Raw genomic sequence first — 14,831 nt, forward strand, 5'->3', positions numbered from 1 at the left:
AATAAGTCTTGTAAAAGACTAAAATTAAAATGCAGAAATGCATCCGTGTTCAACAAATATAGGGAATATTAACCAAAAGGACCTTAGTGTTACGAGTATGTTAGGGTTAAATAAAAGTTAATTTTTGGGAACAAAAACACTTACATTACCTGCAGGAACGGGGAAGTCTCCCCAACCATTTTCGTCTATTGCTACCGTTTCTTCCGTTCGTTGTAGGAAATCATAAAATAGTTGTCCCGAATAGTTTCTTCCCATTTCCATAGGCTTTTGATACGCATCTTTGTTTGAAAGGACAACGGCGCAACCTTTATGGTTTTCGTCACCTTCGCGAACCCAACCTAGACAATTTGCATCTTCAAAATAATCTCTTTGTTTTCCATAGGCATACATTTTTCTAGCTCTCAATAAGTTTTCGATTCCGTCAACCTTATCTAGGAATATTTCTTGCTCATTACCTTCTTTATCATGATCTTTATAATGTGCGCCAAACAAATCAGGGTAAAAAATACATGGATAGCCTTCTTGACGAAGTAGAATTAACGCGTATGCTAAAGGTTTGAACCAATATTCCACAGGAGCTTCCAGCTGTTGAAGTGGTTGCGTGTCGTGATTATCTACTACAGTTACAGAATGTACTGGGTCAACTTTGGTTAATGTATCATCAAAGATGGTTCGTAAATTGAAAGCAGAACCGGAATTGGATGCTGTATGGAAATGGTGATGTAAAGAACTATCAAATAAGGACATGTTTCCTTCAGTAGCAGCGATGTAGTTTACTAGCAAATCTAATTGACCAGGTGCCCAATACTCTCCAACTGCAAAAATGTTTTTCCCAGAATTAGAGCGTAATAGCTGCAACCATTCTTTATAGAAGTCGTACGAAATATGCTTTACTGCATCTAATCTCACACCATCAAATTGGATTATATCGTGATACCAATTTGCCCAATGATTCAACTCTTCACGAACAAAAGGATTTCGATGTTCAATATCGTTGTACATTAAATAATCATAATTTCCTTTTTCATCACTAATCATTTCATCCCATTTATCACCATAATCATTAACAATCCTGAAAATACCTTGTTCTTGTCCCTCAGCGTAATCAACACCAGAAAAACAAGTGAAGTTCCATTCAAAATCGGAATAGGTTTTATTTCGTCCAGGGAAAGTGAATTTCGTAAAACTTTCTATTTCAAACGGATCTGAAATAGGTCTTTCTCGATTACTTTCATCTGTTTTTACTACAGTAAACTTTTCTTTTTCATCTCCACCGGCTTTATGATTGAGAACGATATCTACGATAACTGAAATTCCGTTTTCTTGAATTTTTTTTGTACAATTAATATACTGATCTTTCGTCCCATACTTTGTCGGAATACTTCCTTTCTGATCGAACTCACCAAGATCAAACAAATCGTATGGGTCATAGCCAACAGAATAACCGCCCGCATTACATTTGTACGCTGGAGGAAGCCAAATAGCAGTGATTCCTAATTCTTTTAAAAACTCGATTTGTTCCTCTACATGGTTGTAAAACTGATTTCCATCGCTGTACCAATGGAAAAACTGTATCATGGTTGCATTCATTGTATTTGATTTAAACAAAGATAACATTCTATAATTCCTACTTATTTTGAGAAATTTTGAGACTTTTATATAATTCATAGGCAGAAGTTCCTATATGCGTATTTTAATTTCAATTTTCTCCTGTATCTTTGGGAGAAGTTATTTGATATGAAGAAGTTCTTTTTATTATTGGTGATGATTTGTTTTTCTTTGGTTTATGGTCAAACAAAACCCATTGACACGGCGCAACGCGTGGTTCCAGATCGCGTGAATAGTGTTGAAGCAATGCAAAAACCGTATGTAATTATGATTTCCGCTGATGGTTACCGATCGGATTATTCGAAAAAATATGGAGCAGAAAACGTTTTGAGATTGGGTTCGCAAGGAGTTCAAGCGAAAGCCATGCTTCCTAGTTTTCCAAGCATTACATTTCCAAATCATTGGTCTTTAATTACAGGAATGTATCCTTCCCATCATGGTTTGGTGGATAATTTCTTTTATGATCCAAAAAAGCAAGCCGTCTATTTTATGAATAAGACAGAGGTTGTTGAAGACGGTTCTTGGTATGGAGGAACGCCACTTTGGGCACTAGCCGAAAAAAATCAAATAATTTCCGCATCGCTACAATGGGTAGGGTCGGCGAGTGATGCTGGAGGCGCTAGGCCAACGTATTATTATCCATATCACGAAAAATTTACGCCCAATGAAAAGGTAGCGAAAGTGGTTAATTGGTTGAAATTACCCGAAGAGAAAAGACCGCATTTTATAGCGCTTTATTTTCCCGAAGTAGATGGAGCAGGGCATCATTTTGGTCCCGAAGCTTCTGAGACGAAGAACGCGGTAAAGCTTGTAGATGCAGCGATAGGAAAGTTGGTGGAAGAGGTAAACGCTTTGGGATTGCAGAATGTAAATTTTATTTTTGTTTCCGATCATGGAATGTTGAGTGTGGATAAAGACAATCCAATTGAAATTCCAGAAATTCTAGCAGATCAGTCCAAATATCAGTTTTTTAATGGGCAAACGCTACTCCGCGTTTTCGTAAAAAATCCAATGGATGTAAAGCTTACTTTTCGTCAGTTAAAGAAAAATGCGAACGAGGATTATAAAGTGTATTTGAACAAGCGTTTCCCACGAAAGCTACATTATGGTTTTAAAGACGATACTTTTCAACGAATTGGTCAAATCATATTAGTTCCCAAAGCACCCAAGATTTTCTTAGAAAAAGGAAAGAAAACAACCGTAGGAAAACATGGGTACGACCCGAAAAAAGTTCCGGAAATGAAAGCCGTTTTTTATGCTTGGGGTCCTGCATTTCAAAAAGGTTTGTTTATCGATGAGTTTAGAAATGTCAATGTTTATCCTCTTGTTGCTGAGGTTTTAGGATTGCCACTTCCAAAGAACATTGATGGCAAGCAGAAAGTTTTAGAAAAGACGTTGAAAAAGTAGATTTTAAAGTGTTTTGTGGAGAAAACTACCCATAATAGGTATTTTTTGACATCAATTTCGTGGTTACATTTGAGGATAACCTTAAAAAACTAAAACCATGAAACATTTTTATTCTTTATTTCTTGTGCTTTATGTACTGTTTGTCCATGCGCAAAACGAACCGCCTGGAATCTCCTGGTCGAAAGATTATGGAACGACAAGTACTTATTCAGACGCCGAATCTTTAACTAAGTTTCCAGACGGAGGTTTTCTGATTGGTGGAAGGTTGAATCATACAACAAATTCCCCTAAAGTCGAACTAGTACGAACGGATGCTTCTGGAAATTTGATGTGGCAAAAAACCTATTTTCAGGAAACAAATTCCTATTATCTTTCTGGAATATCTATTGACTCAAATTCCAATATTTTTGCCCTTTTTGATAGTTATCCAGATAACAATCAGAATGATTTTAGTTCGCATCTAACCAAGCTGGATGGTAGTGGAAATCTACTATGGCGAAAAGAGTTGGGTGTCCCAAATTATGTGGCTTATTTTAACAACTTAATATCTAGTTTAGACGGATCAAGTTTACTTGTTACGGGTAACTATACGGATGAGTTTGAAACGGAATATGGTTATTTTTTCGCTGCGTATGATTTAAATGGAAATCAAGTTTGGTCTAAACTAATTCCAATGACTTTGGAAATGTATCCTTATGAAATACTAGCAACGGCGGATGGAGGATACCTTCTTGCGATTGAAGTTGAGGATACAGAAGGTAAAGCAACCACCTTACTGAAGAAATTTGATAGCAATAGGAATCCTGTTTGGGAAAGAGAACTAGATTTCTCTCCAGCAACCGATAATACAACGATTTCGTATCATATGATTCAGAACTCAGCTGGTGATTATGTTTTGGCTGGGTCGTATTATATGGGGTTATCAGATAAGGATAATTTGTTTGCCGTGAAAATCGATAATTCAGGAAACGAAGTTTGGAGAAAAATATTCGCTTTACAAACTGGTAATCGTGTTGATGACGTTAAAATTATTGAGTTTTCGCCTTTGCAGTATACATTGGGTTATTCAACAAAATCCAATGCAAGTAACGTCACAATGACCTCTGTTTTCTTAAAAAAGTTGGATAATATTGGGGATACCGTTTGGGAACGCAATTACGGATCTCAGACCTTCACTGGTGAAGATTATTCTGGTTTAGAAAAAACAAATGACAATCAGCTGATGCTATTAACAACTAAAAATTCGGATTCAGATTCTAAATTATATAGTTTATTTAAACTTGGAGGAACTTTAGGGGTGAAAAACTCAGAGGTTTTTGGGTTGAAAATAGTTCCGAATCCAACAAGTGATTTTATTAAAATTAAAGGGTTGGAGTCAAATAATAAGGAGTTTCAACTTTTTGATTTAAGTGGAAAAATTATGAAAAAAGGTATACTTTCGGCCGATAATTCCATAGATATTCGGGATTTGGAAAAAGGAACTTATATGCTGAAGGTAGCCAATTCTAAAACGATGAAAGTGATGAAAAAGTAAATTAGAAAGTATAAAAAACAAATAGTATGAAATTAAATTATCTAAGTGTCGTCTTCGTATTTTTGGCGACAATGGGTCAAGCGCAAGCGCTTAAAAACACGGTAAAAACAAATGTCACGGCTTTTGCTTTTCGAAATTTTAACCTGACGTATGAACGAGCTATTAATGATCGGTTTGCCGTGAATGTTGGGTACAATATTGTGGGAAAAGGAGATATACCGATGGTGAAAACATTTCTAAGTGATGAAGATTTAGAAGAATTTAAAGATATTCAAGTTTCCAGTAATGCGTTTACCTTAGAATTTCGAGTGTATTTCGGTAAAAATCCGAATAGTGGATTTTATTTAGCACCATATTATCGAAATTCGAATTTAAAAATTGATGGTTTCACCTATGAATTTGAATATTCTGATCCAAATACATCAACAACGGAAACGATTCCCGTTAAAATGAATGGTGATGTTAAAGCAAATTCTGCTGGTTTAATGATCGGAAATCAGTGGCTATTAGGGAAAAATAAGAACTGGGTTCTTGATTTTTGGATCGTTGGTGGTCATTACGGAAAAGGAAAAGGAGACCTTGTAGGTGTGACTTCCAGAACCCTAACACCGGATGAACAACAAGCTTTGAAAACGGAAATCGAAGATTTGGATATTCCTGTAATTAAATACACAACCGAAGTTAATGCCAATGGAGGAAAAGTGAAAATAGACGGCCCTTGGGCTGGTTTACGATCTGGACTTTCGTTCGGTTATCGTTTCTAAATCGCTATTTTGCTAGAGTGTCCAATTTTCAACGTGCATTATAGTTTTTTCATAAGATGAAATATCATTACGTACTCTAGTAAAAAGCAGTCGCCTTCCCAACGGGAAGGCGATTGTTTTTTAATGTGACTTAAAATTGAATCTATTTACGAATATTGCCCAAACTCATGCGAATATTGATTTTCTCGTTAACGAATATGGATTCCTTATTTTACTTTTCATTGTAAAGTTGGACTTTAGCATTATAATTAACAATTAAAAAAAAGATCTGATGAAAAAATTAATTTTTGGCCTTATGGCAACGGTTATGATTTCTGCAACTTCTTTTGCAGCAACACCAGAAGTTAAAGAAGTGAAAAAAAATGAAAATGCGCAAGTCACCATTTTAAAAGTTGAAAATACTGGTTTGAAAGTGAGATGTACATTTAGAGTACTCCATACATTAGGTGGTCAAACTCATACATGGGTGTATACGACGACTTCCGATACAATGTCAGACTGTCACGCTTATATTAAAGGAATAAGAGATGCTTGGGAGACTGCTGGTTTTCCACTTAATTAAATAAAATTGAATAAAAATGAAAAAATTATTTTTTAGTTTAATAGCTACAGCTATGTTAGGTACAACTGCATTTGCAAGTAATGGAAAAGTTGCACCTAAGAAGTTACTTTTTAATTCTAAAGATTCCGTTAAAAAGGTTTCGTGTACATTTAGAGTTAGACAGGTGAGCTCCAATGGAAGTGTCCATGAAACTGTTTATACAACAACAACGGATACGATGTCACAATGCTATTCTTATATTAGAGGTATTCGATCCGTTTATGCGTCACATGGTATTTATATGAATTAAGTTTTGTTAATAATTAAGAATAGAAAAATAGATAGTAATATCTATTTTTCTATTTTATTTTATCTATTATGAGAAATTTAAATATTTTACTTTGCAGTGCTTCTGTTTTTTTTACCTCTTTAATGTTCTCGCAAAGTCTAAAGGCTGTTTATGAATATATTCCTTCTCAGTACATGACCTTTAACGAAAATGTGTATTATACCGATGGAAACCAAATTTCTATTAGAGATTCTATTTCTACAAAAAGGAAAATAGAAAAAAATGATGACGAGTTTTCTAATGAAATTGTCATAATGGACAATAAAAGTAAAGTTTTTAAAAGAATTGTTATAAAAAAGCCAAATAGCAAAGTGGTTGAGGAAACGGGTACTCTTAATGATAAAAACTATCTTTTGGAAGATAACTTTCCAGAGCTTCAGTGGAACTTAAATTATACAGAAGTTGAGAAAATAGGAAATTATATGTGTAATAAGGCTACCGCATCATATAGGGGAACTACATTAATTGCATTTTACACAAAAGAAATACCGGTGCCAGCGGGACCATATAAGTTTGGTGGTCTCCCCGGTTTAATTGTCATGCTTTATAACGATAGTTTAGCTCCAAATTATTGGACATTAACCAATGTTGAATATCCATATAATGATAAAATTCCGTATAGTAAATCTTATTTAGAAAAGTTACCAAAAATGTCTTTGCAGGCCTTTATTAAAGAAGGAGATCGTATAGAAGAGGAAGAGATGAAGGTGTTCAATAGTAAACTTCCACCTGACATAGTAATAGAATCATCCGAACGTACTCGAGGAACTGTTGAGCAAGTCTATGAATGGGAAAAAAGCACAAAAAAATAAATAGTTTACGTTTTTTTTATGTTGTCTTATTTTTCTTTTCTTCAATACTTGGACATTCACAAACGAGTATTACGGGAAAGATAAGTAACAATAAAACATCAATACAAGGGGTTAGAGTCAGTCTTCAAAAGGCTGGCTCATCCTCGTTTTTGGCTTATACTTTTACAGATGAAACAGGATCTTATACCTTTTCAAATGTTGGAAAAGGAGATGTAACGATTCATGCTAATGCGCTGAGCTATCAAGCGTATGACGGTGAAATCATTGTTGGAGACACTCCTATCGTTCATAATATTGAACTCCAAGAAGGTGTAGTACGAGAAATAAAAGAAGTTATTATCAACAAAAATCCAAAGTTTCGCTTTAAAAAAGATACGATAGAGCTTGACGCAAAAGCATTTGCGCGAGGTGATGAACGAACGGTTGAGGATCTTCTAAAAAAAATACCAGGTCTAAACGTAGAGAAAGATGGTACCATAAAAATTGGGAATAAAGAAGTAGAAAAAGTTATGGTAGAAAATGATGATCTTTTTGAAAAAGGATACAAGTTACTTACACAGAGCATGTCTGTAAAGCCTATTGAAAAAATCCAAGTCTTACAACATTATTCCAATAACAAACATCTGAAAGGTATTGAAAACTCTGATAAGGTTGCTTTAAATCTAACGTTGAAAGAGGATGCCAAACGACAGTTTTTTGGGAGTACAACTTTAGAGGGAAGTTTTTATCCGGAAAGTGTATATAATGTTAGCACCAATGTGATGAATTTTGGTAAAAAGAATAAGTACTTTTTTCTTGGAAAAGCTAATAATAACGGTGTTGATGCGGTAAGCAGTATCAATAGTTTAATTTATTCTAGTCAAGAAAACGAAGCTGGTAATATTGGAGAAAATATTCAAACACCAACTGTGTTGGATAATACTCCAAACCTTTCTAATTTCGATTATACACGAACCAATTTTAATAATGATAAGTTACTTTCCTTAAATACCATCTTTAACCCTACGCCTAAGATGAAAATTAAACTTTTAGGATTTACCAACTTCACCGGCAAGAGATATTTTAGAAATGCTTCATCTACATTTACAACGCCTTCAGAAAGCTTTACAAATACCGAAGAGTTTAAGTATAAAAAAAGCATTGATACCTATTTTGGGAAATGGGAGTTCATCTATGATCCTAAGAAAAACCAAACCATCAGCTATGTTGGAAGTTTAGGCAAATGGCTGCAAAATGACACGGGAAATCTTATTTTTAATGAAGATCCATCTAACGAGATTACCGATAAAGAACAACTATTAACTAATCATAAACTTACATATACCAATCGATTTTCAGAAAACAAAGTTTGGGTAAGTTCAATACGATATATTTCACAAAAGTCACCTGCAAATTACTCGATCAACAAATACTATTATGAAGATATTTTCCAACAATCAGGAAATGCTTTTTCAGAGAATATAAAAAATGATCTAACCTATTTTGGCGTTAAATCTGAGCTTGTTACCAAAATAAAGAATGGAAATGTTTTTCAAGCAGCATTGTACTTCGAGCAACAACGTAATATTTTTGAAAGTACCATGTTCCTAGAGAAATCAACCGGTGAACTTGTTTCACCAGATGGCTTTATCAACGATTTAAGATTGACTTCAAAGAATTTAGGCACAACCTCGAAATATACTTTTAAATTTCCTAAAATTGAGTTTGTCCCTGAACTCGACATACGATGGACGAATACATCTCTTGATCGACTAGGGAAACTTTATAAAAATGACTTCGTTTTACTTAATCCAAAGTTTTATACGAAATGGAATATCCATAAGAAAGGAGAGCTGGTAGCAACCATATCGTACCGTAGTTCTCTAACTAATTTACTTGATGTTTTACCTACCTATTATAACGATGGGCTACGAAGTTTTAGTAAAGGAATAGATGATATACAATCTTTACAATCTTTATCATCCACGCTTGCTTATACTTTAGGGAGGTGGACAGACCGCTTGTATGTTAATTTTGTACTTGGGATGAATAAAGATTATGATTATTTGTCACCGAATGTTTTAGTACAACCGAATTTTAGCTTGTCTCAAAATCAAATAGTAAAAAATAGAAAAACAACTTTTGCGAAAACACAGATTAATTATTATTTAAAATTTCTTAGTTCTAATTTGAAAATTAATTTATCTACATCGATATCAGATTTTCAAAACTCGGTAAATGACGAAGTGCGAGATGTAACGATGAAAAATAATGAGTATGGTTTTGAGCTGAGGAGTGTATGGAAATTTTGGCTAAATATGAATGTAGGAACCAGTTTTAATGCTGTTAATTACCAATCTATTTCCACCAATAAAGTACTAAATAATACAAGTTTTATACATTTTTACTTTAAATTTTCTAAAAATCTAACAGGGTATTATAAAAATGAAATATATTACTTCGGAAACCACCAAATTAATGGAAAAAAATCTTATTTTTTTGGCGATTTTGGTTTAAATTGGAAAGTAGAAAAATACAAAATCGATTTATCACTTACGGGTAAGAATCTTTATAATACAAACGTGTATCGCACATTAAATGTAACCGATTATTATAGCTCAACAGTAGAATATAAACTTTTACCTAGATATGTAATGATGGGAATTGATTTTAACTTTTAACCTAAAAACAAATAGATATTGAAAAGAATTATTCTAGTATGCGCAAGTTTATTTTTTGCTCTCTTTCTTATTGGTTGTCGCAAGAATGCTGAATCAAAAGAAGCTTTAAGACAAAAAGAGAAAAGCGACAAAGATTTTGTTGCTTTTGCCCAAACGATTGATACAACAGCAGAGTCGGGTATTAAAAATTCAAAAGTTCGAATTGATAGTATACTAGGAAAAGTTCCCAAAGATTATAAACCGATTTATGAAAATTATTTTTGGAGGAGATTTTCTGACTTAGCTCCTAAAGGAAATCATAATTACAACTTAGACCAAATAGATACTGCAGGACATACAAAATTTTTCAAAGATTTTATTTACTTAAGAAAGCTTAGTCGAGACATTAGTAGTTCAAAAAGCTCTTCTCCAGAGTTTTTAGATAAGGTTTTAAATAAGGAAAATGAACTAAAAAAAGAGAAAAGCTCATTAGTATATCTTAATTATGAGCTTTTGTCCAGGATGTATTTTTTTATTCAAGATTATTCTAAATCTACACAATACATTAAGCAATGGTATAGCCAACATCCTTATAAAAAGTCAAAATATATTACAGAGAATTACTACGAGGTTTTATTTCTGCTTGCAATGAAAGAACATAATGTTGCAAAGATGAAGGAGTATGAAAAGAAAATTTCTTTTTTTGCTCAAAAAATAAATAGTCCAGAAATTTTAGGTCAATCATATGAAAAAAAAGCAATTTTGGCTGGTGTTTCTGGAAATATTGATGAATCAATTGCAGCATCATTTAAAGTTTTAGAATTTTTACCAGATAGATTAGTAACCTACAATAATATAGCAAAAGCTTTTCAATATAAAAAAGATTATGATAATGCAATAAAATATGCTAATGTAGGTATAGGAAAAGCGTTAGCCAAAGATTCTGTTTTTGCGGATAATTTTTACAATATCTTGGGAACGTCTTATGAAGGCAAAAGGAATTTTGAAAAAGCTTTGGAGTATTATCAACTTTCAAATGAGTTTAAATTGAGAGCTGCAGACAAAATGCAATTACAATCAATTGCAGAAATCGAACATAAATACCAAGCTCAGAAAGATATAACAGTAAATAGTTTAAAAGCAGGGGACCAATTAAAAGCGAAAGTAATTACCCAACAAAAGTGGATATTGGCAAGTTTGATATTTTTGGTTGTTCTTTCAGCATTGTTATTCTTAAACTGGCGTAAAAAGAATAGACTTCGAACTGTTAAAAACAGGATTGTATTAGAAAATGAAAAGCTCAAGCTAGAACAAACGGTTCTACAATTAAAACTTAATCCGCATTTTATTTATAATACGGTTTCTAATTTGCAAGGTTTAATAAGTCGGAATAAGTCAGAAGAATCGATTAGCTATCTCAATAAATTTGCCCGTTTAATGCGTAGCGTGCTAGAGTTTGATCAAGAAGAATACATAAGTATTAAAGATGAGGTAGAGCAAATATCAGATTATATTCAATTGCAGCAAATGCGCTATCAAGGCGCTTTTGAGTATCAAATAGTAATATCTGATACCATAGACCAAGAAAATCAATTGTTGCCGCCGATGCTGTTGCAACCTTTTGTTGAAAATGCAATCATTCACGGTTTTAATGGAATTGAATATAAGGGCAATCTGTTTATTTCACTTGAAAATAGTGATGATCAAAAGTTAAAAGTCAGGATTGAAGATAATGGCAAAGGAACAAGCTTACCAAAGATACGCTCCGCAGAGAAACAGTCTCTTTCAACTAAAATTATCGAACAAAGGTTGAAAATTATTTATGGGGAAGGTAATACATCATTAACGAAAGAGATTAATGATAACGGATGTAAGATCGTTTTGATTCTGCCTAAAACAAGTGATAATTAATGAAAATATATATCCTAGAAGACGAAGTTAATATTCAAGATTATATAAAAAGTATTCTTGATAAAATACCTTATGTTGAAATTGTTGGCTGTAGCGATACGATTAAGCAAGCTGAAAGAGAAATTGATATGTTAGAAATAGATGTTATTCTATCAGATATCCAGCTGAAAGACGATATTAGTTTTGCCCTATTTGAGAAAATTTCTATTCAGAAATACCACATTATTTTTATTACGGCTTTTAGCCATTATGCAATAAAGGCTTTAAACATGGGAGCTATTGGGTATATCCTAAAACCTTTTGAAAGCAAAGAGTTATTAGAGGCTGTTGAAAGAATTCATAATAAAGAAGATGATTTTAAAATCAGTCAGAATCAATTGTCGCTTTCTAATGATTTTATGAAGGACGTTAAAAGTAATGATAAAATTGTATTAAAGAATAGTGATTTTATACAAGTCGTTTTACTTAAAGATATTTTGTATTGCGAAGGAGAAAAAGGGTATACTACTTTTTTTCTTAAAAATAATACAAAAGTTGTCGTTTCAAAAATATTGAAAGATTATGAAGATATTCTTCCCTCTGAAAAGTTTATTCGTTGTCATCAATCGTATTTAGTGAATATGGATCATGTTAAAAAATATTTTAAAGAAGGTTATTTGCAGTTTTCAAATGATGAAAATATTCCTGTTTCAACCCGAAAAAGAGAATTGATTTTAAGATATTTTGAAACGCATTTTTAATAGAAAAAGCCTCCCAAATTTGGGAGGCTTTTTATTTATATTGTAATTCTTACAAAGAAGCTGAATGAATTAACATATCAACCAATTTGTTAGAATAACCAGTTTCGTTATCATACCAAGAAACCAATTTCACGAAGTTTGGAGACAGCATGATTCCAGCATCTTTATCGAATACAGAAGTTCTCTTTTCACCTACGAAATCTTGAGAAACTACTGCGTCTTCAGTATAACCAAGGATACCTTTCAATTCTCCTTCCGCAGCAGCTTTTACCGTTGCACAGATTTCATCGTAAGAAGTAGCTTTCTCTAATCTTACTGTTAAATCTACTACAGAAACATCAACAGTTGGTACTCTGAAAGACATACCAGTTAATTTTCCGTTTAGTGAAGGAATTACTTTTCCTACGGCTTTTGCAGCACCTGTAGAAGAAGGGATAATGTTGTTCAATGCAGAGCGTCCACCTCTCCAGTCTTTCATTGAAGGACCATCAACTGTTTTTTGAGTCGCTGTTGTAGCGTGTACCGTTGTCATTAAACCTTCAACAATTCCGAAGTTATCGTGGATAACTTTAGCCAAAGGAGCTAAACAGTTTGTTGTACAAGAAGCGTTAGAAAGAATTTTGATATCGTCTGTTAGTTCTTTGTGGTTTACACCCATTACGAACATTGGCGTATCATCTTTTGGTGGAGCAGAAAGGATTACTTTCTTTGCACCAGCATTGATGTGCGCTTGAGCTGCATCTTTAGACAAAAATAAACCTGTAGATTCTACGATATATTCAGCACCAACTTCATTCCACTTCAAGTTGTTAGGGTCTTTTTCAGCTGTAATTCTAATTTTTTTGCCGTTTACGACAAGATCGTTTCCATCAACTGCGATTTCACCTTTGAACTCACCGTGTACAGAGTCGTACTTTAGCATATAAGCCATGTATTCTGCATCGATAAGGTCATTGATACCTACAACTTCAATGTTACTTCTTTCTGCCATTGCTCTGAAAACAAGACGTCCAATTCTACCAAATCCGTTGATACCTACTTTGATTGTTGACATAATGTGTTTTGTATTTAGTTAATTAATTTAAATTGCTAATATTTCTGAAATTTCGATAAGATCTTTATCGATTTCGTTATGTTTCTTAATTGCTTCTTCGATGGGTGTGTATACGATTTTGTTAGAGCGCATACCCGCCATTACTTTATTTTCTCCAGCCATAAGTCCCGTTACTGCAGCATACCCTAAACGGCTAGCTAAAACGCGATCCGCACAAGATGGAGAACCTCCTCTTTGGATATGACCTAAAATTGCTACGCGAATATCAAAATCTGGAAATTCACTTTTAGTTGCTTTCGCCAAATCATAAATTCCTCCTAGTTCTTCGCCTTCTGCTACCACAACAACACTTGAAGATTTTCCAGCTTTTTCGGCTCTCTTGAAAGTTGAAAATAAGTTTTGAATGCTATCTTTTTGTTCTGGAATCAAAATATCTAAGGCACCAGTTGCTAAACCACTATTCAAAGCGATAAATCCTGCATCTCGTCCCATTACTTCCACGAAGAAAACGCGGTTGTGGGAAGTTGCCGTATCTCGGATTTTATCAATCGCATCCATGGCTGTATTCAAAGCCGTATCAAATCCAATGGTATTGTCTGTTCCAAAAATATCGTTGTCGATGGTTCCTGGAATTCCAATAACTCGAATGTCGAATTCATCACTAAAAGCCTTGGCACCCGTAAAAGTTCCGTCTCCACCGATGCAAACTAAAGCATCAATTCCGTATTTTTTTAAGTTGTCATACGCTTTTTGACGGCCTTCGGCTGTTCTAAATTCTTTAGATCGTGCAGATTTCAAAATCGTTCCTCCTTCATTAATGATGTTTTTTACCGAACGAGGTCCCAACTTGGTAAAATCGTCGTTAATAAGCCCATTATAACCTTCTCTAACGCCATAACATTCAATGTTAAAATGGCTTGCCGTTCTTACAACAGCTCGTATAGCTGCGTTCATTCCTGGCGCATCACCGCCGGATGTAAAGACAGCAATCTTTTGTACTGCGCTTTGTTTCATAGATTTTTATTACCCAACAAAAATACAAAATTAACTTTGATATTTTAGACATAATAGTGGAACACTTCGTATAAATTCCTAAATTTGTGTCGTGAAATTTCTGAAAGATATTCAAAAGTTAGGTGGACTCAGTTTTGCGAGTCTGTATATGCTGTTGATTCTACTCTCGGGAACGTTTCACCAACACGAATCGGAAGTCGCTTCTATAGACCTTCTACAAGATACAAAGCAAACGAAAATTCAAGAAACCAAACATGCGTCGTTTCAAGACTGTTTTGTTTGTCATTTCAATTCCACTTTTCAGACTGTTTCTGGTGAGCATGTTGAGTGGGATTTTGAGGTTTTTCATTTTAAAATAGAACCTAGTGGTTATGCTTCGGTTTCTGTTTATTTGCAGGAAAAAGGGAGTGTATTTCTTCGTGGACCTCCACAGAACGTAGTGATTTAACAAATAAATT

At 33.8% G+C, this 14,831-nt stretch carries 13 protein-coding genes; 10 read left to right on the top strand and 3 right to left on the bottom strand.

The window, feature by feature from the left end:
* Positions 1 to 117: 117 nt before the first annotated feature.
* On the bottom strand, positions 118 to 1,578 hold the full coding sequence (locus AC5XHR_RS10035; RefSeq protein ID WP_495950652.1) for an alpha-amylase: 1,461 nt from the start codon (positions 1,576 to 1,578) through the stop codon (positions 118 to 120).
* A gap of 159 nt (positions 1,579 to 1,737) precedes the next feature.
* On the opposite strand from AC5XHR_RS10035, the gene AC5XHR_RS10040 reads away from it, so the two are divergent.
* From AC5XHR_RS10040 to AC5XHR_RS10080, 9 genes are all read left to right on the top strand, one after another.
* Positions 1,738 to 3,015, top strand: a complete 1,278-nt coding sequence (locus tag AC5XHR_RS10040) for an alkaline phosphatase family protein (RefSeq protein WP_495950653.1) — start codon at positions 1,738 to 1,740, stop codon at positions 3,013 to 3,015.
* Between the two features lie 97 nt (positions 3,016 to 3,112).
* Positions 3,113 to 4,549, top strand: coding sequence for a T9SS type A sorting domain-containing protein (locus AC5XHR_RS10045; RefSeq protein ID WP_495950654.1), 1,437 nt, complete (start codon positions 3,113 to 3,115; stop codon positions 4,547 to 4,549).
* A gap of 26 nt (positions 4,550 to 4,575) precedes the next feature.
* Positions 4,576 to 5,313: a DUF3575 domain-containing protein gene (locus AC5XHR_RS10050; protein ID WP_495950655.1), complete on the top strand. Its 738-nt coding sequence runs from the start codon at positions 4,576 to 4,578 to the stop codon at positions 5,311 to 5,313.
* A 295-nt stretch (positions 5,314 to 5,608) separates the two neighbouring features.
* On the top strand, positions 5,609 to 5,875 hold the full coding sequence (locus tag AC5XHR_RS10055) for a hypothetical protein (RefSeq protein WP_495950656.1): 267 nt from the start codon (positions 5,609 to 5,611) through the stop codon (positions 5,873 to 5,875).
* Between the two features lie 52 nt (positions 5,876 to 5,927).
* Complete coding sequence (locus tag AC5XHR_RS10060; RefSeq protein WP_495950657.1) at positions 5,928 to 6,164, top strand: hypothetical protein; 237 nt, start codon at positions 5,928 to 5,930, stop codon at positions 6,162 to 6,164.
* Between the two features lie 68 nt (positions 6,165 to 6,232).
* On the top strand, positions 6,233 to 7,015 hold the full coding sequence (locus tag AC5XHR_RS10065; RefSeq protein ID WP_495950658.1) for a GLPGLI family protein: 783 nt from the start codon (positions 6,233 to 6,235) through the stop codon (positions 7,013 to 7,015).
* Positions 6,991 to 9,675: a carboxypeptidase regulatory-like domain-containing protein gene (locus AC5XHR_RS10070; protein WP_495950659.1), complete on the top strand. Its 2,685-nt coding sequence runs from the start codon at positions 6,991 to 6,993 to the stop codon at positions 9,673 to 9,675. The genes AC5XHR_RS10065 and AC5XHR_RS10070 overlap by 25 nt, the downstream gene beginning before the upstream one ends.
* Positions 9,676 to 9,693: 18 nt before the next feature.
* Entirely contained in the window at positions 9,694 to 11,565 is a 1,872-nt protein-coding gene (locus AC5XHR_RS10075; RefSeq protein ID WP_495950660.1) for a tetratricopeptide repeat-containing sensor histidine kinase, read from the top strand.
* Positions 11,565 to 12,305 (top strand): LytR/AlgR family response regulator transcription factor, encoded by a 741-nt coding sequence (locus AC5XHR_RS10080; protein WP_495950661.1) that lies wholly within the window; start codon positions 11,565 to 11,567, stop codon positions 12,303 to 12,305. The genes AC5XHR_RS10075 and AC5XHR_RS10080 overlap by 1 nt, the downstream gene beginning before the upstream one ends.
* A 49-nt stretch (positions 12,306 to 12,354) precedes the next feature.
* Here the strand turns inward: AC5XHR_RS10080 and gap are convergent, their stop codons facing one another.
* Positions 12,355 to 13,359 (bottom strand): type I glyceraldehyde-3-phosphate dehydrogenase, encoded by a 1,005-nt coding sequence (gene gap / locus AC5XHR_RS10085; protein ID WP_495950662.1) that lies wholly within the window; start codon positions 13,357 to 13,359, stop codon positions 12,355 to 12,357.
* Positions 13,360 to 13,386: 27 nt separating this feature from the next.
* Positions 13,387 to 14,373 (bottom strand): 6-phosphofructokinase, encoded by a 987-nt coding sequence (pfkA, locus tag AC5XHR_RS10090; protein WP_495950663.1) that lies wholly within the window; start codon positions 14,371 to 14,373, stop codon positions 13,387 to 13,389.
* Positions 14,374 to 14,464: 91 nt separating this feature from the next.
* Between pfkA and AC5XHR_RS10095 the strand changes: the two genes are divergently transcribed.
* Positions 14,465 to 14,821: a hypothetical protein gene (locus AC5XHR_RS10095; protein ID WP_495950664.1), complete on the top strand. Its 357-nt coding sequence runs from the start codon at positions 14,465 to 14,467 to the stop codon at positions 14,819 to 14,821.
* Positions 14,822 to 14,831: the final 10 nt, after the last annotated feature.

Source organism: Kaistella sp. CFF1-2, from assembly GCF_059509915.1.